The 21,722-nt window shown below is 70.0% G+C and carries 22 protein-coding genes; 13 read left to right on the top strand and 9 right to left on the bottom strand.

Annotated elements, in window-relative coordinates; genetic code table 11:
- Nucleotide 1: 1 nt before the first annotated feature.
- From F804_RS0111485 to F804_RS0111495, 3 genes are all read right to left on the bottom strand, one after another.
- On the bottom strand, nucleotides 2-1,207 hold the full coding sequence (locus tag F804_RS0111485; RefSeq protein ID WP_022707895.1) for an aminotransferase class I/II-fold pyridoxal phosphate-dependent enzyme: 1,206 nt from the start codon (nucleotides 1,205-1,207) through the stop codon (nucleotides 2-4).
- A gap of 88 nt (nucleotides 1,208-1,295) precedes the next feature.
- Nucleotides 1,296-2,627, bottom strand: coding sequence for an amidase (locus tag F804_RS0111490; protein WP_028725907.1), 1,332 nt, complete (start codon nucleotides 2,625-2,627; stop codon nucleotides 1,296-1,298).
- Nucleotides 2,628-2,822, bottom strand: a complete 195-nt coding sequence (locus F804_RS0111495) for a DUF1674 domain-containing protein (protein ID WP_028725908.1) — start codon at nucleotides 2,820-2,822, stop codon at nucleotides 2,628-2,630.
- Nucleotides 2,823-2,913: 91 nt separating this feature from the next.
- On the opposite strand from F804_RS0111495, the gene F804_RS0111500 reads away from it, so the two are divergent.
- The 7 genes from F804_RS0111500 (at nucleotide 2,914) to mutL (ending at nucleotide 11,730) form a co-directional block, all read left to right on the top strand.
- Nucleotides 2,914-4,149: an RsmB/NOP family class I SAM-dependent RNA methyltransferase gene (locus F804_RS0111500; protein WP_040596005.1), complete on the top strand. Its 1,236-nt coding sequence runs from the start codon at nucleotides 2,914-2,916 to the stop codon at nucleotides 4,147-4,149.
- A gap of 70 nt (nucleotides 4,150-4,219) precedes the next feature.
- Nucleotides 4,220-5,821 (top strand): bifunctional phosphoribosylaminoimidazolecarboxamide formyltransferase/IMP cyclohydrolase, encoded by a 1,602-nt coding sequence (purH, locus tag F804_RS0111505; RefSeq protein WP_022707898.1) that lies wholly within the window; start codon nucleotides 4,220-4,222, stop codon nucleotides 5,819-5,821.
- Entirely contained in the window at nucleotides 5,821-6,510 is a 690-nt protein-coding gene (lspA, locus tag F804_RS17750; RefSeq protein ID WP_342662165.1) for a signal peptidase II, read from the top strand. The genes purH and lspA overlap by 1 nt, the downstream gene beginning before the upstream one ends.
- Before the next feature lie 31 nt (nucleotides 6,511-6,541).
- Nucleotides 6,542-7,048, top strand: a complete 507-nt coding sequence (locus F804_RS0111515) for a DUF3035 domain-containing protein (RefSeq protein ID WP_022707900.1) — start codon at nucleotides 6,542-6,544, stop codon at nucleotides 7,046-7,048.
- A gap of 93 nt (nucleotides 7,049-7,141) precedes the next feature.
- Nucleotides 7,142-8,536, top strand: a complete 1,395-nt coding sequence (locus F804_RS16400) for a M16 family metallopeptidase (RefSeq protein WP_022707901.1) — start codon at nucleotides 7,142-7,144, stop codon at nucleotides 8,534-8,536.
- Nucleotides 8,533-9,837: a M16 family metallopeptidase gene (locus F804_RS0111525; protein ID WP_022707902.1), complete on the top strand. Its 1,305-nt coding sequence runs from the start codon at nucleotides 8,533-8,535 to the stop codon at nucleotides 9,835-9,837. The genes F804_RS16400 and F804_RS0111525 overlap by 4 nt, the downstream gene beginning before the upstream one ends.
- A gap of 60 nt (nucleotides 9,838-9,897) precedes the next feature.
- Complete coding sequence (gene mutL, locus F804_RS0111530) at nucleotides 9,898-11,730, top strand: DNA mismatch repair endonuclease MutL (protein WP_022707903.1); 1,833 nt, start codon at nucleotides 9,898-9,900, stop codon at nucleotides 11,728-11,730.
- Here the strand turns inward: mutL and F804_RS0111535 are convergent.
- Both F804_RS0111535 and F804_RS0111540 read right to left on the bottom strand, forming a co-directional pair.
- Complete coding sequence (locus tag F804_RS0111535; protein WP_022707904.1) at nucleotides 11,727-12,920, bottom strand: PQQ-dependent sugar dehydrogenase; 1,194 nt, start codon at nucleotides 12,918-12,920, stop codon at nucleotides 11,727-11,729. The genes mutL and F804_RS0111535 overlap by 4 nt on opposite strands.
- A gap of 67 nt (nucleotides 12,921-12,987) precedes the next feature.
- Nucleotides 12,988-14,043 (bottom strand): saccharopine dehydrogenase, encoded by a 1,056-nt coding sequence (locus tag F804_RS0111540; protein WP_022707905.1) that lies wholly within the window; start codon nucleotides 14,041-14,043, stop codon nucleotides 12,988-12,990.
- Nucleotides 14,044-14,174: 131 nt separating this feature from the next.
- On the opposite strand from F804_RS0111540, the gene F804_RS0111545 reads away from it, so the two are divergent.
- Entirely contained in the window at nucleotides 14,175-14,945 is a 771-nt protein-coding gene (locus tag F804_RS0111545; protein WP_022707906.1) for an MBL fold metallo-hydrolase, read from the top strand.
- On the top strand, nucleotides 14,942-15,631 hold the full coding sequence (locus tag F804_RS0111550) for a TVP38/TMEM64 family protein (protein WP_022707907.1): 690 nt from the start codon (nucleotides 14,942-14,944) through the stop codon (nucleotides 15,629-15,631). Before F804_RS0111545 ends, F804_RS0111550 begins: the two co-directional genes overlap by 4 nt.
- On the opposite strand, the gene F804_RS0111555 is transcribed toward F804_RS0111550, so the two are convergent.
- The 3 genes from F804_RS0111555 to F804_RS0111565 are packed head-to-tail and all read right to left on the bottom strand — an operon-like array spanning nucleotide 15,609 to nucleotide 17,387.
- Nucleotides 15,609-16,259: a pseudouridine synthase gene (locus F804_RS0111555; protein ID WP_022707908.1), complete on the bottom strand. Its 651-nt coding sequence runs from the start codon at nucleotides 16,257-16,259 to the stop codon at nucleotides 15,609-15,611. The two genes, F804_RS0111550 and F804_RS0111555, sit on opposite strands and share 23 nt — an antisense overlap.
- 27 nt (nucleotides 16,260-16,286) lie before the next feature.
- On the bottom strand, nucleotides 16,287-16,913 hold the full coding sequence (locus F804_RS0111560) for a LysE family translocator (protein WP_022707909.1): 627 nt from the start codon (nucleotides 16,911-16,913) through the stop codon (nucleotides 16,287-16,289).
- 21 nt (nucleotides 16,914-16,934) lie between these two features.
- Nucleotides 16,935-17,387, bottom strand: a complete 453-nt coding sequence (locus F804_RS0111565) for a GAF domain-containing protein (protein WP_022707910.1) — start codon at nucleotides 17,385-17,387, stop codon at nucleotides 16,935-16,937.
- A gap of 125 nt (nucleotides 17,388-17,512) precedes the next feature.
- Here F804_RS0111565 and F804_RS17755 point away from each other — a divergent pair, with 125 nt between their 5' ends.
- From F804_RS17755 to F804_RS0111585, 4 genes are all read left to right on the top strand, one after another.
- The gene (locus F804_RS17755; RefSeq protein WP_022707911.1) at nucleotides 17,513-18,259 is read left to right on the top strand and encodes a DUF2478 domain-containing protein; all 747 of its coding nucleotides are present in this window, start codon (nucleotides 17,513-17,515) and stop codon (nucleotides 18,257-18,259) included.
- Nucleotides 18,256-19,236, top strand: coding sequence for an iron exporter MbfA (gene mbfA, locus F804_RS0111575; RefSeq protein ID WP_022707912.1), 981 nt, complete (start codon nucleotides 18,256-18,258; stop codon nucleotides 19,234-19,236). The genes F804_RS17755 and mbfA overlap by 4 nt, the downstream gene beginning before the upstream one ends.
- Nucleotides 19,237-19,260: 24 nt before the next feature.
- Nucleotides 19,261-20,184, top strand: coding sequence for an AEC family transporter (locus tag F804_RS0111580; RefSeq protein ID WP_022707913.1), 924 nt, complete (start codon nucleotides 19,261-19,263; stop codon nucleotides 20,182-20,184).
- Between the two features lie 85 nt (nucleotides 20,185-20,269).
- Nucleotides 20,270-21,016 carry a crotonase/enoyl-CoA hydratase family protein gene (locus F804_RS0111585; protein ID WP_425413876.1) on the top strand — a complete coding sequence of 249 codons (747 nt, stop codon included), beginning with the start codon at nucleotides 20,270-20,272 and terminating at the stop codon, nucleotides 21,014-21,016.
- 102 nt (nucleotides 21,017-21,118) lie between these two features.
- On the opposite strand, the gene F804_RS0111590 is transcribed toward F804_RS0111585, so the two are convergent.
- Nucleotides 21,119-21,697, bottom strand: coding sequence for an exopolysaccharide biosynthesis protein (locus tag F804_RS0111590; RefSeq protein WP_022707915.1), 579 nt, complete (start codon nucleotides 21,695-21,697; stop codon nucleotides 21,119-21,121).
- Nucleotides 21,698-21,722: the final 25 nt, after the last annotated feature.

Genomic DNA, 21,722 nt, shown 5'->3' on the forward strand with positions numbered 1-21,722 from the left:
CTCAGCCCCTCCCCGTCGTCGTGTCATAGAGAACCGATGCCAGCCGCGTCAGCGCGGCCTCGGTCTCGGCCTCGGGGGCGACCAGCGCCACGCGGACGAAGCCCTGCCCCGGATTGAACCCATCGACCTCTCGCGCAAGATAGGCGCCGGGCAGCACCTGGATGCCCGCGCGCGCCCACAGCAGGCGTGCGGCGGATTCTCCGTCGGCGACCGGCAGCCACAGGAAGAACCCGCCCTGCGGCGCGGCATAGCCCGGAACGCCGCCCAGCACGCGATCCGCGATGGCGTATTTCGCATGATACATGCGCAGGCTGTCCTGCACGTGATCCTCGTCCGACCAGGCGGCGGCGCTGACGGCCTGCAGCGGCATCGGCAGCGGCGCACCCGCATAGCTGCGCAGCCTGCGCATCTGGCGCAGCTGTTCGGGACCGCCCGCGGCAAAGCCCGAACGCAGCCCCGGCAGGTTCGACCGCTTGGACAGCGAATTGAACATCACGACCCGGTCGGCCAGCCCCATGTCGGTCGCGACCTTCAGCGCGCCGGGCGGGGGCGCATCGCGCCAGATCTCGGAATAGCATTCGTCGGCGAAGACCAGGAAATCGTGCTTCTCGGCCAGCGCGATCAGGTCGCGCAGGTAATCCTCGTCCGCGACGGCACCCTGCGGGTTCGCCGGCGAACACAGATAGGCGATGGCCGTGCGGTCCAGAAGCGCCGCGTCCAGCCCCGCGTAATCGGGCAGGTTCCCCGTTTCGGGCGTGGCCGCCACGAAGACCGGTTCGGCATTCACCGCCGCCGCCGCCACCGCATAGACCTGATAGAACGGGTTCGGGATCAGGATCGCCGGGCGCTGGCCGTTCTTCGTTTCAGGGCACAGCGCAAGGGCCGCGTTGAACAGCCCCTCTCGGGTGCCGTTCAGGGCCATGATCCGGTCGGGCGCGACATCCAGGTTGTGCCGGCGTCCCAGCCACCCCGAGATCGCGCCCAGCAGGTCCGGGCCGCCCTCGTTGACGGGATACTTGGCAAAGCCCTGAAGGCTGGCCTGCAGGACGTCGGACAGGAAGGGCGGCATCGGGTGCCGCGGCTCTCCTATGGTCAGGATCTGCGGAGATTCGCCCGGGGCAAGCCCCGGCGCGACATCCGAAAGCAGCGCCCGCAGACGCGGGAACGCGTATTCCGGCAGGTTCGAGAACCGCTCGGGGAATGCCATCTGTGCCTCGCTTTCCGGGGTCTCCGCCCCGTTGTCATGGCCGAAACATTAGCGTGTGATGGGTCTTGCGTCCAGTAAAGACCCCCGCTCAGCCCGCAAGCGCGGCCTCGGCTGCCGCAGCGACGCGCAGCAGGTGCCGGTCGCGCCCCGCATGGCCCATCAGCGAGATGCCGCAGCCCGGCAATCCGGCGGGCAGCGTCACGGCGGGCAGGCCCAAGAGGTTCGCGATCCGCGTGTTGCGCAGCGTCAGAAGGTTGGCGCGGACGAACTCGGCCTCGTCCTTCATCAGGCGGTCGGCATCGGGGGGCAGGATCGGCACGGTCGGCACCAGCACGGCGTCGTATCCGCCCACGACCTCCTTGATCCACTTGCGGCGGATGCGGGTCAGGGCCTCCCATGCGGCGACGTATTCGGGGCCGCTGGTGTCCTTGCCGCCGCGGAACCGGTCCAGGATCGGCTTCCACATCAGCTCGGGCGCATCCTCGATCTGGGCGTGCCAGATGCCATAGCCCTCGGGCGCGAAGACCTGCGGCGACAGGGCCAGCGCCCGGTCCAGCCAATCGGTCGAGGCATGGGCGACATGCGCCCCCGCCCGGCCCAGCCGGTCCACCGCCTGCTGGAAGGCGGTCTCGGGGCCCGCCTCGATATCGTCGAAGGGCATCCCCTCCAGAACCAGGAAGCGCAGCCCCGCGACCGAGGATTCGTTCAGGTCCGCGGCGGGCTGGTCGGCCAGCAGCGCGAAGATCTCGGCGCAGTCCTCGACCGTGCGGGCGATGGGGCCCGCGATGTCGAAGCGGCGACACAGCGGAACGACGCCCTTTTCGGGCAGCGCGCCATGCGTCGGCTTGAACCCCACCAGCCCGTTCCAGGCGGCAGGCACGCGGATCGAGCCGCCCGTGTCGGTCCCGATCGCCGCGGCGGCCAGCCCCAGGGCCACGGACACCGCCGCCCCCGAGGACGAGCCCCCCGGCGCAAGCGCGGGGTCCAGCGCGTTGGGCGGCGTCGCGGTCACGGGGTTCAGCCCCAGCCCGCTGAAGGCCAGTTCGGTCATGTGGGTCTTGCCCAGGCACACCGTGCCCCGCCGCGAGGCACGCGCCAGGATGTTCGCGTCCTTGCGCGGCGTACGCCCGTCCAGCAGCTTCGAGCCTGCCTCGGTCCGCGTGCCGCCGCTGTCGATATTGTCCTTCCAGCTGATCGCGACGCCGTCCAGCAGGCTGTGGCGACGCTCCTGCTTGGCGCGGTCATGGGCGGCGACGGCCTCGGACCGGGCGCGGGCGGCGGTCAGCCTTGCATAGATGCGGTCGCAATCGGGATGCGATTTCGCGGCGGCCAGATAGGCCTCGGTCTGGTCGATCGGGTCCAGCAGACCCGCCATGATCGCGCGGCCCTGCCGGACCGCCGAGGCCTTCAGCCAATCCATTCAGAAATCCACCGCCAGTCCGTTCTTCTCGTAATCGCCGAAGCGCACGGCCTCGGGGCCGTCGCGGCCGCCGTATTCCACGGGCAGCTCCATCTCGGCCCGTGCCTTGCGGCGTTCCTCGGCCTCGGCCAGGGCGCGCCGCGCTGCGGGCGGCAGGTCCTGGCGCGGATCGGCGGCGGTCTGTTCATCGCTCATGGAAAGATCCCCCGAATGGGCGTATGTGTCCGGTTCAGTCTTCAGGAATATCTAGGCGAAGGAAAGCAATTTGGCAAAGCCGGGCGGCGACATGGCGCGGAAGGGCGCATTGCAATTGATCCAGGGCGTGCGCGACGGGCGCAGTCTTGCCGACCAGCAGGGCAGGTTGTCGAAGCTGCCCGTGGCCGAGCAGGCACGCGCCGCAAGGCTTGCGGCCGAGACGCTGCGCCACCAGGGCCGCGCCGATCGCGTGATCGCGGGGCTGGTCGCGCGCAAGCCCACCCCGCAGGTCATGGACGTGCTGCGCCTGGCCGTGGTCGAGATGCTGGAACTGGGCGCCCCCGCCCATGGCGTCGTCGGTGCCGCGGTCGATCTGACCCGCACCCTGGGCAAGCGCGGGCAGTCCGCCGCGGGCATGGTCAATGCCGTGCTGCGCAAGGCGGGCGCATACCAGGGCTGGGCCGACCTGCCGCCGCAGGAACTGCCGGAATGGCTACGCGGGCCGCTGTCGATGGCCTATGACGCGGACACGCTGACCGCGATCGAGGCCGCGCACCAGGCGGGCGCGCCCCTCGACATCACGCCGAAACCCGGCGCCCAGCCCTTCGAGGGCGCGGAACCCCTGCCCACCGGATCGTGGCGCGTGGCGGGTCCGGCGCAGGTCTCGACCCTGCCGGGCTTCGACGCGGGCGAATGGTGGGTGCAGGATGCGGCCGCGGCCCTGCCCGTGCGCCTGCTGGCCCCGCAACCGAACGAGACCGTCGCGGATCTGTGCGCGGCACCGGGCGGCAAGACCATGCAGATCGCCGTCAGCGGGGCGCAGGTCGTCGCGGTGGACGTGAACGAGCATCGCCTGAAGCGCCTGCACCAGAACCTGGAACGCTGCGGGCTGACGGCCACCGTCGTCACCGCCGACGCGCTGGAATGGCGCCCCGACGCGCCGCTGGACGCGGTGCTGCTGGATGCGCCCTGCAGCGCGACCGGCACGATCCGGCGCCATCCCGACATGCCCTTCATCCGCGACGGGCACGGCATCGCCGAACTGATCGAGCTGCAGGCCGCGATGATCGATCACGCGCTGTCGATCCTGCGCCCCGGCGGGCGGCTGGTCTTCGCGACCTGCTCGCTGATCCCCGACGAGGGCGAGGTCCAGGTCGACGAGGCGCTGGCCCGCCATCCCGGCCTGACCGTGGAGCGCCCCGACATCCCCGGCATCGACCCCGACTGGATCACGGACGAGGGCGGCATCCGCCTGCGGCCCGATCACTGGGCGGATCGTGGCGGAATGGACGGCTTCTACATGGCGCTTCTGCGAAAGCCCGCCTGAGGCGGTCACGATGCTGGACCTTCGGCGCGGGCTTCGGTAACTGGGCGGCACATCCAGACATGAGGCTGCCATGACCCGTCCCGCCGAATCCCGTCAGGTCCTGAAACGCGCGCTCATCTCGGTCTCCGACAAGACCGGGCTGATCGACTTCGCCAAGGCGCTGGAGGCACGGGGCGTCCAGATCCTGTCGACCGGCGGCAGCGCCAAGGCCATCCGCGAGGCGGGCGTCGCCGTCACCGACGTGGCCGATGTCACCGGATTCCCGGAAATGATGGACGGCCGCGTCAAGACGCTGCACCCCAAGGTGCATGGCGGCCTGCTGGCACTGCGCGACAATGCCGACCACGTCGCGGCGATGGAGGAACACGGCATCGGCGGCATCGACCTCCTGGTCGTGAACCTCTATCCGTTCGAGGAGACGGTCGCGAAGGGCGCCGAATACGACGACTGCATCGAGAACATCGATATCGGCGGCCCCGCGATGATCCGCGCCGCCGCCAAGAACCACGGCTTCGTCACGACCATCGTGGACGTGCAGGACTATGACGCGCTGCTGGCCGAGCTGGACGCGAACGAAGGCGCGACCACCCTGCCCTTCCGCCAGCGCCAGGCCCAGATCGCCTATGCCCGCACCGCGGCCTATGACGCCGCCGTCAGCACCTGGATGGCCGGCGCCATCAACGAGGATCAGCCCCGCCGCCGCGCCTTCGCGGGCACGCTGGCCCAGGGGCTGCGCTATGGCGAGAACCCGCACCAGTCCGCCGCCTTCTACGTCACCGGCGAGGAACGTCCGGGCGTGGCCACCGCGAAGCAGTGGCAGGGCAAGGAGCTGTCCTACAACAACATCAACGACACCGATGCCGCCTTCGAGCTGGTAGCCGAGTTCGACCCCGCCGAGGGTCCGGCCTGCGCGATCATCAAGCATGCCAACCCCTGCGGCGTGGCCCGCGGCGCGACCGCGCTCGAAGCCTACAAGCGGGCCTTCGACTGCGACCGCACCTCGGCCTTCGGCGGCATCATCGCGCTGAACGGCACGCTGGACGGCGCCACGGCGGAAGAGATCGCGGGCATCTTCACCGAGGTCGTCATCGCACCCGATGCCGACGAGGACGCCAAGCGCATCTTCGCCGCCAAGAAGAACCTGCGCCTGCTGACCACGGGCGGCCTGCCCGACATCCGCGCGGGCGGCACCGCCTTCCGCCAGGTCGCAGGCGGCTTCCTGGTCCAGGGCCGCGACAACGGTCACGTCACCATGTCCGACCTGAAGATCGTGACCGAGCGTCAGCCCTCCGAGGCGGAACTGGCCGACCTGCTGTTCGCCTGGACCGTCGCCAAGCACGTGAAATCGAACGCCATCGTCTATGCCAAGGACCGCGCCACCGTGGGCGTCGGCGCAGGCCAGATGAGCCGGGTGGACAGCACCCGCATCGGTCGCCGCAAGTCCGAGGACATGGCCGAGGTGCTGGGCCTGTCCGAGCCGCTGACCAACGGCGCGGCGGTCGCATCGGATGCGTTCTTCCCCTTCGCCGACGGCATCGAGGCCCTGGCCGAGGCCGGTGCCCGCGCGGTCATCCAGCCCGGCGGCTCCATGCGCGACGCCGAGGTGATCGAGGCCGCGAACCGTCTTGGCCTGGCCATGGTCTTTACCGGCCAGCGGCATTTCCGCCACTGATGGCCGCGCCGCGACAGGGCGCCGCCGGAACGGGCGGCACTTTCGGTCGGCCCATGCGCCTTGTCGCATGGGTCGCCACGGTCATCTTCCTGATCGATCAGGCGCTGAAATACTGGGTGGTCCATGTCCTGAACCTGGACCGCATCCGCGAATACGACCTGCTGCCTCCATGGCTGAACCTGCGCATGGCGTGGAACCAGGGCGTGAATTTCGGGCTGTTCTCGTCGGGGCAGGCGACGATGCGGTGGGTGCTCGTGGGCATCGCGCTGGCGATCTGCCTGTGGGTCTCGGTCTGGGTGTGGCGCGCGCGGCTGGGCCGCTTCGCGCAGGTCTCGGCGGGGCTGCTGATCGGCGGGGCGCTCGGGAACGTGATCGACCGCATCCTCTATGGCGCGGTGGCCGATTTCCTGAACATGTCGCTGCCGGGCTGGCAGAACCCCTACAGCTTCAACGTGGCCGACATCGCGATCTTCGCAGGCGCGATCGGGCTGGTGCTGATGCCGCAGAAACCGGCGGACGACGGCGCGAAGCCGCAACCCGCCCCCAAGGCGCGCCGCAGCGCCACGCCCGCGCGCGCACCCAAGCCCGCCGACGATTTCCGCCCCCAGCCGCGACAGGGCGACCTGTTCCGCGACGCGGGCCGCAAGCCCGCGAAACCGACGCGTGACGGCAACGGAAAATCCCGCTAGAACGGGCGAAACGGGCAGAAGGATGCACCAGATGCGCAAGGCGTCGCTGATCTTGGGAATGGCCGCGATGATGGCCCTGACCGCCTGCGCGGGCGGCTCCAAGCTGAACAATTTCCGCAAGGTGCAGTCCGGCCCGGACGAATTCGGCATCCTTCCGACCAAGCCCCTGTCGATGCCGCCCGACCTGGCGGTGCTGCCCCAGCCGACGCCCGGCGGCGCGAACATCACCGACCCCACGCCCAAGGGCGACGCGGTCGCGGTGCTGGGCGGCAACCCCGCCCGCCTGGCCGACCAGGGCGTCGCCGCAGCTGACCAGGCGCTGATCGCCCATGCGACGCGCCAGGGCACCGATCCCGCCATCCGCGAGGATCTGGCCCAACGCGACGCGCGCTGGCGCGAACGCAACGGCCGCCGCCTGATCGAACGGATCATCGGCTCCTCGGTCTATCAGCGCGCCTACGAGGACGTGTCGCTGGATGCCGAGGCCGAGCAGGTCCGCTGGCAGCGTGCGGGCGCCATCACCTCGACCGCACCCTGACCCCACGACCCTTGCACATTCGCGCGAGGGTGGCTTGCGCGAGCGACCTCTGACGGGCCAAGTTCCGCCCAGCAAGAGGAGGTCGCACCACCGATGCGTTGCTTGGCACACCGCCCCCGTCCCGTCACCGCAGCCCTTCTGGCCGCGCTGACCCTGTCGCCCGTCATCGCCGCCGCGCAGGACGCCGAACCCGTCGCCCAGCCCGCGGGCATCACCCATTTCACGCTGCCCAACGGGCTGGAAACCGTGGTCATCCCCGACGACCGCGCCCCGGTCGTCGTCCAGATGGTCTGGTACCGCATCGGCGCCGCCGACGAGGTTCCGGGCAAGTCCGGCATCGCCCATTACCTGGAACACCTGATGTTCAAGGGGACCGACAAGCTGGCTCCGGGCGAATTGTCGAAGACCGTCACCGCGAATGGCGGCAGCGACAACGCCTTCACCTCGTGGGACTTCACCGCCTATTTCCAGCGCATCGCCAGCGACCGCCTGCCCCTGATCATGGGGATGGAGGCCGACCGGATGCAGAACCTGTCGATCTCGGACGACGACTGGCAGGCCGAGCGCAAGGTCGTGCTGGAGGAGCGGGCGCAGCGCGTGGACAGCGACCCCGCCGCCCTGTTCCGAGAGGAGATGAACGCCATCCTCTATGACAACCACCCCTATGGCCGCCCGATCATCGGCTGGCGGGACGAGATCGCGGCCCTGACGCTGGACGATGCCAACGCCTGGTACGACGAACACTATGCGCCGAACGAGGCCGTGCTGGTCATCGCGGGCGATGTCACCCCCGAACGCGCCCGCGAACTGGCCGAGGAACATTACGGCCCGATCCCCGCATCCGACGACGCGGCCCCCCGCATCCGCCCGCAGGAACCGCAAAAGCAGACCGACCGCCGCATCACCATGTCCGACCCCCGCGTCGCGCAGCCCCGCTTCAGCCGCGCGATCCTTGCACCCGAACGCGACCCCGGCGACCAGCGGCAGGCCGCCGCGCTGACGGTCCTGTCGGAGCTGCTGGGCGGATCCACGCAGACCTCGTTCCTTGCGCGTGAACTGATGCTGTCGGGCAAGGCGCTGTGGGTGGGCGCGAATTACGACGGGCTGTCGCTGGACGATACCGAGTTCACCATCTCGATGGTGCCCGCAAACGGCCAGGATCCCGAACAGGCCGAGGCCGATCTGGACGCCGCGCTGGACAAGTTCGTGAAGGACGGCATCGATCCCGCCGACCTGGACCGGGTGAAGACCCGCATCCGCGCCGCGCAGGTCTATGCCCGCGACAGCGCGCATGGCCGCGCCTACGATTACGGCCAGGGCCTGTCCGTGGGCCTGGGCGTCGATGACGTGTCGGAATGGCCCGACATCCTGGGTTCCGTCACCGAGGACGAGGTGATGGAGGCCGCGCGGCTGGTACTGGACGGCCCCGGCCACGTGACCGGCTGGCTGCTGCCCGAGAAACCCGAGGAACCGGAGGTGCAGAAATGATCCGCGCCGCATTCGCCGCGCTTCTGGCGCTGATGGCCCTGCCTGCCCATGCCACGCAGATCGACCAGGTCACCTCGCCCGGCGGGATCGAGGCGTGGCTGGTCCAGGATGACAGCATCCCCTTCGTCGCGCTGGACATCCAGTTCAAGGGCGGCGCCAGCATGGACGCCGATGGCAAGCGCGGCGCCATCAACCTGATGACCGGCCTTCTGGAGGAAGGCGCGGGCCAGCGCGACGCCACCGCCTTTGCCCGCGCGGTCGAGGATCTGGGCGCGCGCCTGTCCTTCGACGCCAGCGACGACACGCTGTCCATCGGCTTCCAGGCGCTGTCCGAGAACCGCGATCAGGCCGCCGACCTTCTGGCACAGGCGCTGCGCGAACCCCGCTTCGACGACACCGCCGTGGAACGCGTCCGCTCGCAGGTGCAGGCGATCATCCGGTCCGAGGCGACCGACCCGAACAGCATCGCCGCCAAGGAAATGGCCGCGCAGGCATGGGGCGACCACCCCTATGCCACGTCGATCAACGGGACGGCCGAAAGCGTCGCGGCCCTGACGCGGCAGGATCTCGTGCAGGCCAAGAACCGCGTCCTTGCGCGCGACCGCGTGGTCGTGGGGGCCGCCGGCGACATCACCCCCGAGGAACTGGGCCCGCTGCTAGACCGCATCCTGGGCGGGCTGCCCGAAAAGGCGACCGCGCCCCTGCCCGACAAGGTCGAACCGCAGCTGACGGGCGGCGTCAGCGTGATCGACTGGGACAGCCCGCAGACGGTGGTGTCCTTCGCGGGGCCGGGGCTGGCCATCGACGATCCGGACTATTTCGCGGCCTATGTCGCGAACCACATCCTGGGCGGCGGGGGCTTCAGCTCGCGCCTGATGACCGAGGTGCGCGAGAAGCGCGGCCTGACCTATGGCGTGGGGACCGCCCTTGCGCCGGGGCTGTTCGGCGATACCTGGCGCGGCGGCATGGCCGGATCGAACGCCACCACCGCGCAGGCGATCGACCTGATCCGCGCCGAATATGCCCGCATGGCCGAAGGCGGCGTCACCGAGGCCGAGCTGACCGACGCCAAGACCTATCTGACGGGAGAATACCCGCTGCGCTTCGACGGCAATTCGCGCATCGCCTCGATCATGGCGGGGATGCAGCTGATGGGCTTTGCGCCCGACTACATCGACACCCGCAACGACCGGGTCGAGGCCGTGACCGCGGATGACGTCGCGCGCGTGGCGGCCCGGATGCTGGACCCCGATGCGCTGCGCTTCGTGCTGGTGGGCCGCCCCGAGGGCATCGCGGAATAACAGGCCCCGCGGCGCGAAGCTCTGGCAGTTTGGCGCCGCGGGCATTAGGTTTCGGGGGCCATGAACGAACACGCCCCCCAGGACGGCCACCAGACGCGCCCCGTCATCCGACAGCTGGACGAGAACACCGCCAACCGCATCGCGGCGGGCGAGGTGGTCGAACGCCCCGCATCCGCCGTCAAGGAACTGGTCGAGAACGCGCTGGACGCGGGCGCGACCCGCATCGACGTCGCGATCGAGGAAGGCGGCAAGCGCCTGATCCGCGTCACCGACGACGGCTGCGGCATGACGGGCGACGACCTGCCGCTGGCGCTGTCGCGCCACGCCACCAGCAAGATCGACGGTACCGACCTTCTGGCGATCCGCAGCTTCGGCTTTCGTGGCGAGGCTCTGCCCTCGCTCGGGGCGGTGGGGCGGCTGACGATCACGTCGCGGGTCCAGGGCGGCGACGGCGCGCAGATCCGGGTCGAGGGCGGGCGCATCGCCCCCGTGCGTCCGGCGGGCGCGAATTGCGGCACGGTGGTCGAACTGCGCGACCTGTTCTTCGCCACGCCCGCGCGGCTGAAATTCATGCGCACCGACCGCGCCGAGACGCAGGCCGTGGCCGACGTGATGCGCCGCCTTGCGATGGCCGAACCCTATGTCGGCTTCCGCCTGACCGCCGATGGCCGAGAGATCTTCCGCACCGATGCCGAACAAGGAGAGCTGTTCGGCGCGCTGACCATGCGCCTGACCCGCATCATGGGCCCCGAGTTCACCGAGAACGCCCTGTCCATCGACGCCGAACGCGACGGGATCGCCCTGACCGGGCTGGCGGCGCTGCCGACCTATTCGCGCGGCGCGGCGGTGGCGCAGCATCTCTATGTGAACGGGCGTCCCGTGCGCGACAAAGTGCTGAGCGGCGCATTGCGGGCGGGTTACATGGACGTGCTGGCCTCGGGGCGCTATCCAGCGGCGGTGCTGTTCCTGAACTGCGACCCGCAGCTGGTCGACGTGAACGTCCACCCCGCCAAGGCCGAGGTGCGGTTCCGCGACGGCCAGTCCGCGCGCGGCCTGATCGTGTCGGCGCTGCGCCACGCGCTGGCGGGCGCCGGTCACAGGGCATCGTCCACGGTGGGGGATGCGACGCTGGCGGCGTTCCAACCCGAACAGGCCCCCCCAGCCGCGCAACGCGCATGGCGGCCCGACACGCCCTCGGACGCGGCGATCCGCGCCTCGCTGGACCTGCAGGCCCCGGTGGAACATCGCGATCCGGGCTTTGCCGAGGCGCCCTCGGGCCGCTACGAGGAACCGTCCGAGCAGCCGGTCGCGGCCCCCCTTGGCGCGGCGCGGGCCCAGATCCACGAGAATTACATCATCGCCCAGACCGAGGACGGCATGATCGTCGTCGATCAGCATGCCGCGCATGAACGGCTCGTCTATGAACGGCTGAAGGCGCAGGCCGCCGAACACGGCATCCGGTCCCAGGCCCTGCTGATCCCCGAGGTGATCGAGCTGTCCGAGGGCGATGCGCAGCGCATCATGTCCATCGCCGACGAGCTGGCGGATCTGGGGCTGGTTCTGGAACCCTTCGGCAGCGGCGCGGTGGCGCTGCGCGAACAGCCCGCCATGCTGACGCGGCTGGATGCCAAGGCGCTGATCCGCGATATCCTGGACGACCTGGCCGACCAGGGCAGCTCGGACAGGCTGCGCGGGCGGATCGACGCGGTGCTGTCCTCGATGGCGTGCCACGGCTCGGTCCGGTCGGGCCGCCGGATGAGCGCGGACGAGATGAACGCCCTGCTGCGGGAAATGGAGCGCACGCCCCGGTCGGGCCAGTGCAATCACGGCCGCCCAACATGGGTGAAGCTGCGCCTGACCGATATCGAGCGGCTGTTCGGCCGCAGCGGTTAACCTTCGGGCGTCACCCGGATCAGGCGACCGTCATCATGGTCGGTGATCAGGACGATGGCCCCGTCCGGCGCGACCTCGATCTCTCGAACGCGGCCCACGCCCTGCAGGTGACGCGCCTCGCCGGTGACCTCGTCGCCCTCGATCCGCAGGCGGTGGATGGATTGCGACTGCAGCCCGCCCAGCAGCGCCTGCCCCTGCCATTCGGGGAACATCGCGCCGTCATAGAACGCCATCCCGCTGAGCGCGGGCGACGGGTCCCAGTAATAGACGGGCTGGTCGGTCCCCTCGACCTGCGTCGCCCCCATCTGCGCACCGTTGTAGTTGGTGCCATAGGTCGCCAGCGGCCAGCCGTGATTCTCGGCCTGCTCGATCAGGTTCAGCTCGTCCCCGCCGCGGGGACCGTGTTCGGACATCCACACGCGCCCGTCCGGGCCCATCGCCGCGCCCTGGATGTTGCGGTGCCCGATGGACCAGATCTCGGGCAGCCAGCCCTCGACGCCCGCCCCTGCCGGGGCGCCGTCGGATGCGCGGATGCGGACGACCTTGCCCAGGGTGGTCTGCGGGTCCTGCGCCAGCTGGCGCGGTTCGGGGTCGGACCGTTCGCCCAGGCCCACCAGGATGTGCCCCTGCCCGTCATGGACGATGCGCGCGCCGAAATGCTTGGTCGAGGCCCAGGCGGGGTGCTGCTGCCAGATGCGTTCGACCTGCTCCATCCGGGTGCCGTCATCCGACAGGATGCCGGTGGCGACGGCGGTGGCGTTCCTGCCGCCCTCGCGCGGTTCGGCATAGGTCCACCAGACGCGGCGCGTCTGCGCGAAATCCCCGGCGACCGAGACGTCGTGAAGCCCGCCCTGATCGCGGGCATCCACCTGGGGCAGCCCCTCGATCGGGGCCGACAGGCTGCCATCCGCACCCACGATGCGCATCCGGCCCGGGCGTTCGGTGACAAGCCAGCTGCCATCCGGCAGACCGGCCAGACCCCAGGGATGTTCCAGCCCCTCGGCCAGGACCTGCATCTGCAGTTCCGGTCCCTGCGGCAGCGCGGGGGCGCGGGTCTGGGCCGCGAAGGCGGGCGACTGGTCATAGGCCCGCCCGTTCGGCGCGCCGTCGAAGTAATCCTGCGCGCAGGCGGCGGTGGCCAGCAGGCTGGCGGCGGCAAGCGTCAGGGACGCGGATCTGGGGACGGGCATCGTATCTCCTCCGGTCGGATGCTTGACAAGGGAACCCGTCGCCCGCGAAAACGTTCCGCGCGGCCCGTCACGCCCCCGCCAGATGTTCGTCGAACAGCCGCGAGGCACGGCCCCATGCCCCGCCCTGCAGATCGCCCAGCCCCTCCAGCACGGGCAGAAGCTGCGCCGCGTAATCCTCCGAGCTTTCGCGCGGCAGCATCGAGGGCAGGTTGTCGATGGCCATCACGTCCAGCGGCGGATTATCTGCCACCCGCAGCACCGGCGCCTCCCAGTCGGTCGCCCGGTCATAGACCTTGATCGGTGAGAATTCGCTGTCGGGATCGCAGGCCACGTCGCCGATGACGCGCAGCGCGCGGGCGGGGCCCGTCGCCTCGGCGGGCACGAAGACCGGCGCGCCCGGACGGGCCAGGATCGCGTTGACGAAGATGTCATGCGCCAGCACCTCGGGGAAGGGGCCGCCATGCGCGGTCTCGGCCATGTCCCATTCGGTGACGCCCACGCCCATCGCGGTCATCAGGTCGCGCGCACCGCTGCCGACGCGGCCCTTCGCGCCGATGACGATGGCGCGGGGGCGCGGCCTGCCCGACGCGTCCAGCCGCGCCCGCAGCGCGTCCTGCAGCGCGTCCTTGTCGGGCCATGCATGGACCGGTCCGCAGATCCCGCCGCGCATCTGCGCGACCCAGGCCATCAGCGACACCGCAGCCCCGGCATAGCCCGCCCAGTACCCGAAGGCTGCCAGCCTGCGGCCATCGCCATCCGTCAGGTATTCAAGGTCCAGAAGCCGCCCACCGCCCCTGCGGAACCGGTCCAGCAGCACCCTGCCCGCGGGTTGCCCCTTGTAGGCGTGGCCGAACATGATGTGACGATGGACCAGGGCCGAGCCGTCCTCGGGCAGCTCCTTCAGGCCGAAGACGATGGCGTCGCGGGGGGCGTCGGGCCAGCTGCCCTCGGGGGCGATGATGGCCCCCGCCTTGCGGTATTCCTCGGTCGCGATGACGCGGCGGGCGCTGTCCTCGACCGTGACGCGGAAGCCCTGAGCGATCAGCCGGCGGACGCCGTCCGGGGTGATGCCCACCCGATCCTCGTTGGGGCGGCTTTCGGCCCTGACCCAGAGATGCGTCATCTGTCTTCCCCCTGCCGTGATCCTGTCACAAACAGTAGGTTACACATCGTCGGGCGGCAAGGCGCGGAACCCCACGCGCAGTGCCGGGGTTGGGCGGTTGCCCAGTCACATATCACAAGCCCGAGGTTCCCATGCGCCTGACCCGTCGCCACAGCCTGCAGATCGCCGCCGCCTCGCTCGGGGCGGGCCTGCTGCCCCGCATCGCCGCCGCACAGGAGGCCGGGCCCTTCACCCATGCGACCGAGGCCGGCGACGTGGTGATCCATGCCGTCGATCACGCCAGCATGGTCTGGGAAACGCCCTCGGGGGTGATCTTCGTCGATCCGGTCGGCGGCGCCGAGGCATATGCAGAACTGCCCGCGCCCGACCTGATCCTGATCACCCACGAACATGGCGACCACTATGACCAGCCGACGCTGGACGCCCTGCCCGAGGTGCCGATGATCACCAACCCTGCCGTGGCCGACATGCTTCCGCAGGCGATGCGCGAACGCGTCACGGTCATGGCCAACGGCGATACCGGCACCGCGCTGGACCTGCCGATCGAGGCCATCCCCGCCTACAACATCACGGAGGACCGGCTGAAGTTCCACCCGCAGGGTCGCGACAACGGCTATATCCTGACCATCGGCGACAAGCGCTTCCTGATCGCGGGCGATACCGAGGACACGCCGGAACTGCGCGCCCTGACCGATATCGAGGTGGCGTTCCTGCCGATGAACCTGCCCTATACCATGACCGTCGAACAGGCGGCCGAGGCCGTGACCGCCTTCGCGCCGCGCGTGGTCTATCCCTATCACCACCGCGGCAGCGACCTTGACGCATTCGCGAAGGCGGTCGAAGCTGGCGGCTCGGGCGCGGAAGTGGTGATTGCCAATTGGTATCCGAACGGCGAAGAGTGAACCCAGCCATCAAGGGCGTCCTGGTGCTGCTGGCCCTTGGGGTCGTCATCGCCGGGGCACCCATCCTGTGGCCGTCGCTGTCGGCGCTGCAGGCCGATCTGGACCAGTTGCGCATCCTGCTGATCCGCGCCGAGGCATGGCGCGACGCGAACCCCGCCCTGTCATTGCTGTTCTTCGTGCTGATCGTGGGGATCGGCGCGTCGCTGCCCCTGCCGGTCATCGTGCCGATGGCGCTGATCGGCGGCGCGGTCTTCGGCTTCTGGCTGGCGATGGCGCTGGTGGTGGCGGGCACCATGATCGCGGCGCTGCTGACCTTTGCCCTGGGCCGGTACTGGCTGAACGGCCCCGTCAGGCGGCTGATGGGCGCACGGGCCGACAGGCTGGATGCCCGCGTGGCCGAGAACGGGCTGCTGGCGCTTCTCAGCCTGCGACTGACGCCGGGGCTGCCCTTCTTCGTGCTGAACCTGCTGTCGGGCCTGTCGCGGATGACGATGCGCGGCTATGCCGCCGTCACCGCATTGGGCGTGCTGCCGAACAGCGCCATCCTGGTCGCCGCCGGCACCCAGATCGCCGAGATCGAGCGCGTGCGCGACATCGTGGGCCCCCGCATCATCGCCATCGTGGCGATGCTGGCGGTCTTTCCCTGGATCGCGCGATGGGCCGCTAGAACGGTGCGGGCGAGGTGAAGCCTTGCTGCACGCCCCCGTCGGGATGGGCGAAACGCAGGCTCTCGGCATGCAGCATCAGGCGCGGATGGTCCCGCGCCTCGCCCGTGGCATAGAGCGGATCGCCCAGGATCGCGTGCCCCGTTTCCGCCATGTGCACGCGCAGCTGGTGGCTGCGGCCCGTGACGGGCATCAGCCGGACGCGGGTTTCCGCATCGTCCGCGCGCACCACGCGCCAATCGGTCTGGGCGGGGCGGCCCTCGTCGAGATCGACCTTCTGGCGCGGCCTGTTCGGCCAGTCCACGATCAGCGGCAGATCGACCCGGCCCGTGCGCGGCTCCAGCCGTCCATGCAGGCGCGCGACATAGACCTTCTTGGTGCGCCGTTCCTCGAACTGCTTGGACAGGTGGCGCTGCGCATGGGGCGTCAGGCCGAAGACCATCACCCCCGAGGTGTCCAGATCCAGCCGGTGGACCAGCAGCACTGTCGGGAACGCCTCTCGCAGGCGGGCGATCAGGCAATCCGCCCGATCCTCGCCCCGGCCCGGCACGGACAGCAGCCCCGAGGGTTTCTCGACCACCAGCACCTCGTGATCGGCATGGATCACGCGCGGGGCGCCCGGGGGCGGATCATAGACGAAATCGCTCATGCCACCTAAATTACTCATGCCCCGGGGTTACTTGGCCACCAGCCGGATGGCCAGCCCCGCGAACATCACCGCCGCGATCCGGTTCACCAGGCCCAGCCGCTTGCCGATGACCTGCCCCGCAACCCCGCCGACGATGCCATAGCCGATGGTGACCAGCGTGCCGGTGAAGGCGAAGATCAGGCCGAGGCCCAGGATCTGCTGCCAGATCGGCCCCCAGGCGGCATTGGTGAACTGCGGCAGGAAGGCCAGCATGAACAGCACCGGCTTGGGGTTCAGCGCGTTCGACAAAAACCCGCGGCGGATGATGTTCCAGACGCGCACGCTGCCGCGCGCGCTCGGGTCAATCTCTCCTGCATTCCAGCTTTTCCAGGCCAGCCACAGAAGATAGGCTGCGCCCGCATACTTGATCGCGCGCAGCGCCTCGGGGTGGGCGGCGACGACCGCGCCCAGGCCCACCGTCGCCAGCGTCACGTGCATCAGCACGCCCAGTCCCACACCGAAGCCCGCCCAGGCGCCCGCGCGCGGCCCGCCCTGGATGCCGCAGGCGCTGGCGAAGAACACGTCCTGGCCGGGGGCGAAGTTCAGGACCAGCCCGCCCAGGATGAAAGGCAGCAGCTGGCTGGCGGGGATGTTGGCGATGGTGTCCCAGATCATGTCACGCTCCGCTTCGGGAAATCAGAGGTCGCCGAAGACCTCGGCCAGGATGGCTTCCAGACGATCGGCGTCGGTCTGGTCGAATGCGTCGGGCCGGTCGCTGTCGATGTCCAGCACGCCGATCAGGCGCCCCTCGCGACCGATCACCGGCAGCACGATTTCCGACCGCGTGCTGCTGGAACAGGCGATATGGCCGGGGAATGCCTCGACATCGGCCACGAGCTGGGTGCGTTTCTCGCGTGCGGCGGCGCCGCAGACGCCGCGGGCGAAGGGGATCACCAGGCAGCCGTGCCCGCCCTGGTAGGGGCCGATCTTCAGCAGCTCGGGGCCCGTCACGCGGTAGAAGCCGGTCCAGTCGAAGCGGTCGTCGGAATGGTGCAGTTCGCAGGCGATGGTGGCCATCAGCGCGACCTCGTCGGTCTCGCCGTCACACAGGGCCCGGATGCGGGCGATCACGTCGGTATCGATGCTCATGGCGCAAGTCATACGCGGGCGGAACGGCGACGAAAAGCCGTCCCGTCACATGCCGTCGCGCAATGTCGCCAAGCGCCGCGCGATCGGATAAGGCTTGGGGCCGCTGCATCATGGGGGATGATCGAATGCTGGCCTGGTTCACCTCTGCCGCCGGGGACGCACCCGGCATGGCCGACCGGCTGCTGGTCGACCTGGCACGCGACCTGCAGCGCATGGGCGCCCGGCTGGGCGGCGCGGTGCAGCACAACCACGATCTTGGCCCGGACCGCCCCTGCGACATGGAGGTCGAGGCGCTTGGGCTGGACGCGCCCCGGTTTCGCATCTCGCAATCGCTCGGGCCGGGGGCGCAGGGCTGCCGGCTGGACCCGGGCGCGCTGGAACAGGCGGCGGCGACCGCGCTGCCGGGGCTGGCACATGCGCAGCTGGTGATCGTGCCGAAATTCGCCCGGCAAGAGGTCGCGGGCCGCGGCTTCGTCGCCCTGATCGCGGATGCGATGGATCGCGACCTGCCCGTCATCCTGTACGTGCCGCGCCAGCAGGCCGATGCATTCGCCGAATTCGCGGGCGATCTGGCGCAGCGGATCGAACCGTCGCAGGCCCGCCCCTGGGCCCTGGCGCAGCTGGTGCCGCCGCTGGATGCGCGCGACCTGCTGTGCCCCCTGCCCGTCCTGCGCCTGCGCAAGGCGCTGGAGGCCGCCGATCCCGGCGCGATGGTCCGCATCCGCACGACCGACCGCATGGCCTTGGTCGATCTGCCGCATTTCTGCCACGAGGCCGGTCATGCCATGATCGCGCAACGGGACCTGCCCGGCGGCGTGACCGAGTTCACCGTCGCAAGGTCGGTCCGCAACCCTGCCAAGGCCGCGCCATGACCCTGCCCTTCCTGTCCAGCCGCAAGCGCCTGTCCGACCTGTCGGAACGAGAGATCCTGGCGCTTGCCATCGCCTCCGAGGAGGACGACGCCCGCATCTATCGCAACTGGGCGGTCGAGCTGCGCGACGATTTCCCCGCGACCGCCGCCGTGTTCGAGGGCATGGCCGCCGAGGAGGACGGGCATCGCCGCCTGCTGATCGACCGCTTCACCGACCGCTTCGGCGACGCGATCCCGGTGATCCGGCGCGAACATGTCGCGGGCTACCTGTCGCGCAGGCCCGCATGGATGATGCAGAACCTGTCGCTGGAGGCGATCCGCGCCGAGGCGGCGGGCATGGAACGCGATGCGGCCGAATTCTATGCCCATGCCGCGCAGCGCTGCCAGGACGCCACGACCCGCAAGCTGCTGGGCGACTTGGCCGCCGCCGAGCGCGGCCACGAGGATCGCGCGGGCGAGCTGTCCGAGACCCACCTGACCCCCGAGGCCCGCGCCGAGGAGGACGCCGTCGCGCATCGCAACTTCGTCCTGACCTGGATCCAGCCGGGGCTGGCGGGGCTGATGGATGGCAGCGTCTCGACGCTGGCGCCGATCTTCGCGACCGCCTTCGCGACGCAGGACCCCTGGACGACATTCCTGGTCGGCCTGGCCGCCAGCGTCGGCGCGGGGATCAGCATGGGCTTCACCGAGGCCGCATCCGACGACGGCGTCATCTCGGGGCGTGGATCGCCGATCAAGCGCGGCATCGCCTCGGGGGTGATGACGATGGTGGGGGGCCTCGGCCATGCGCTGCCCTACCTGATCCCGGATTTCACCTTGGCCACGACCATCGCGATCCTGTTCGTCGCGATCGAGCTGTGGGCCATCGCCTGGATCCAGAGCCGCTGGATGGCCACGCCCTTCTGGCGGGCCACCTTGCAAGTCGTGCTGGGCGGTGGTCTGGTGCTGGCGGTGGGGGTGCTGATCGGACAGGGCTGACCCCCGGCCCGACCGGGGGGTCCAATGTTCGAGGTCTTTCTGAAGACGCTGCCCTTCTTCGGGCTGATCGGCCTTGGCTGGCTGGCATCGCGCATCCGCTTCTTCCCGCCCGAGGGTGCGGCATGGCTGACCCGCTTCGTCTTCTGGTTCGCCCTGTCGGCCATGCTGTTCCGCTTTGCCGCGGGGCTGGACCTGGGCGCGATCTTCGATCCGCGCTTCGCCGCCGCCTATCTGCTGGGATCGCTGGCCGTCTGGGCGGTGGGCATGTCCGTCGCACGCTGGCGGGGCCTGTCGACCCCCGAGGCCGCGATGGAGGCGCAATGTTGCATGATCGGGAATACCGGCTTTCTGGGCGTGCCGATGCTGGTCGTACTGCTGGGCGAGGCCGCGGTCGGGCCGGTGCTGATGGTGCTGACCATCGACACCATCGTCTTCTCGACCCTGATCACGCTGATCGTGCATGCCTCGCGCAGCGGAGGAATCAGGCTGCGCACGCTGCGCCCCATCGCGCGCGGCATCGCGTCCAACCCCATGATCCTGTCGATGGCGGCGGGACTGGCCTGGGCGGGGGCGGACCTGCCCATGCCGCGCCCGCTGGACGAGTTCCTGTCGATCCTGGGCGCCGCCGCGACGCCGGGTGCGCTGTTCGCCATCGGCGCCAGCCTTGCGGGGCTGCGGCTGGGCCGGGTCGCGGTGTCGGGCTGGCTGGGCACGGCCAAGCTGGTGCTGCACCCGCTGGCGGTGTGGATCGCGGCGCGCGCCTTCGGGGTGGATCCCTTCGCGGCGGGCGTCATGGTCGCCGCCGCCGCCCTGCCGGTGGCGGGAAACGTCTATATCCTGGCGCAGCATTTCGGGCTGGCCGAACAGCGGACATCGGCGGCGATCCTGATCTCGACCGCGTTCGGCATCGCGACCATCCCGCTGGTCATGTCCCTCATCGGCAGCTAAGCCTTCCGCACGAGGGAAGAGGAGGAACGGGATGCGCAAGCTTGCGGATCTGGAACTGCGCAACATCGCGCTGGACGTGGACGGCATGGGCATCGCCACGGTGACGCTGAACCGCCCGGCCAAGCGCAACGCGCTGGACATCGCCACCATCGAGGAACTGGTCGACATCTTCGCGGCCCTGCCCCACGAGGGCATCCGCGCCGCGATCCTGCGCGCCGAGGGGCCGCATTTCTGCGCGGGCCTGGACCTGGTCGAACATCACCGCGAGGAACGCTCGGCCGCGGATTTCATGCGCGTCTGCATGCGCTGGCACGAGGCGTTCAACAAGATGGAATATGGCGGGGTGCCGGTCATCGCGGCGCTGAAGGGCGCGGTCGTCGGCGGCGGGCTGGAACTGGCATCGGCGGCGCATATCCGTGTCGCGGGGCCCGATTGCTATTTCGGGCTGCCCGAAGGACAGCGCGGCCTGTTCACCGGGGGCGGCGCGACGATCCGCGTCGCGGACCTGATCGGCAAGGCGCGGATGATCGACATGATGCTGACGGGCAGGCTCTATGCAGGCGACGAGGCCGTTTCGGTCGGGCTGTGCCAGTACCTGGTCGAGGACCCCGAGACGAAGGCGCGCGAGCTGGCGGAACGGGCGGCGCAGAACCCGGCCCTGTCGAACTTCGCCATCTGCTCGGCCATCAGCCACATGCAGAACATGAGCGCGCTGGATGCGGCCTATGCCGAGGCGGTCGTCGCGGGGGTGGTGAACACGCAGGACGCCGCGCGCGAGCGGCTGGCAGCCTTCGCCGGCGGAACCGCCGCCAAGGTGCGCCCCGACAGCTGATCGGGGGATCGCCACGGTGTCGGCCATCGAGGCCGACGCCGTGGCGGCGCGCGGTCCGGCCTCGATGGCCGGTCCGCGCGCACCCGTCCCATCGGCCGCGGTTCAGTGCAGCAGCGTCGTCAGCCCGGAATAGAGACCGCCGATCGCGGCAAATCCAAGGATCGTGAACACCCCGTCGCGTGCCAGCATCCCCAATGCCAACATGCTGACCATCCCGCCCAGGATGGACGAGGTGAAGGGGACCAGCTCCAGCACCGGCATGACCAGCCCCGCGATCAGGCACATCGCCTGCGTCACCCAGATGAACGGCCTGTGCACCAGGAACCCGATGCGCCGCGCCGTGATCCGGTCGAGAAACCGCGCGGGTCCGCGCATCCACCGGACCGCCGCCTCCAGCCGCTTCGACGGCAGCCTGCGCCGCATCAGGATGTCCGGCAGCCACAAGTGATCGCGCCGCATCAGCATCTGCGCCGAGATGAGAAAGATCGCCGCCCCGCAGATCGTCGAGAAGAGCGGCACGCCCGACAGCGGCGACAGCACCGCCAGCGACGGCACCAGCAGATAGGCCGCAAGCGATCGCTGCCCCAGGGCCTCGACGACCTCGCGCAGGCTCGTCTCCTCGCCCGTCGCGGCCTCGCCGATCCGCTCGATCAATTCCTCGATACTGTCCTGCGCGTCCATCGCCCCTCTCGTGCAGCCAGCCCCC

It is taken from the genome of Paracoccus zeaxanthinifaciens ATCC 21588, from assembly GCF_000420145.1.
GTDB classification, from domain to species: Bacteria; Pseudomonadota; Alphaproteobacteria; order Rhodobacterales; family Rhodobacteraceae; genus Paracoccus; species Paracoccus zeaxanthinifaciens.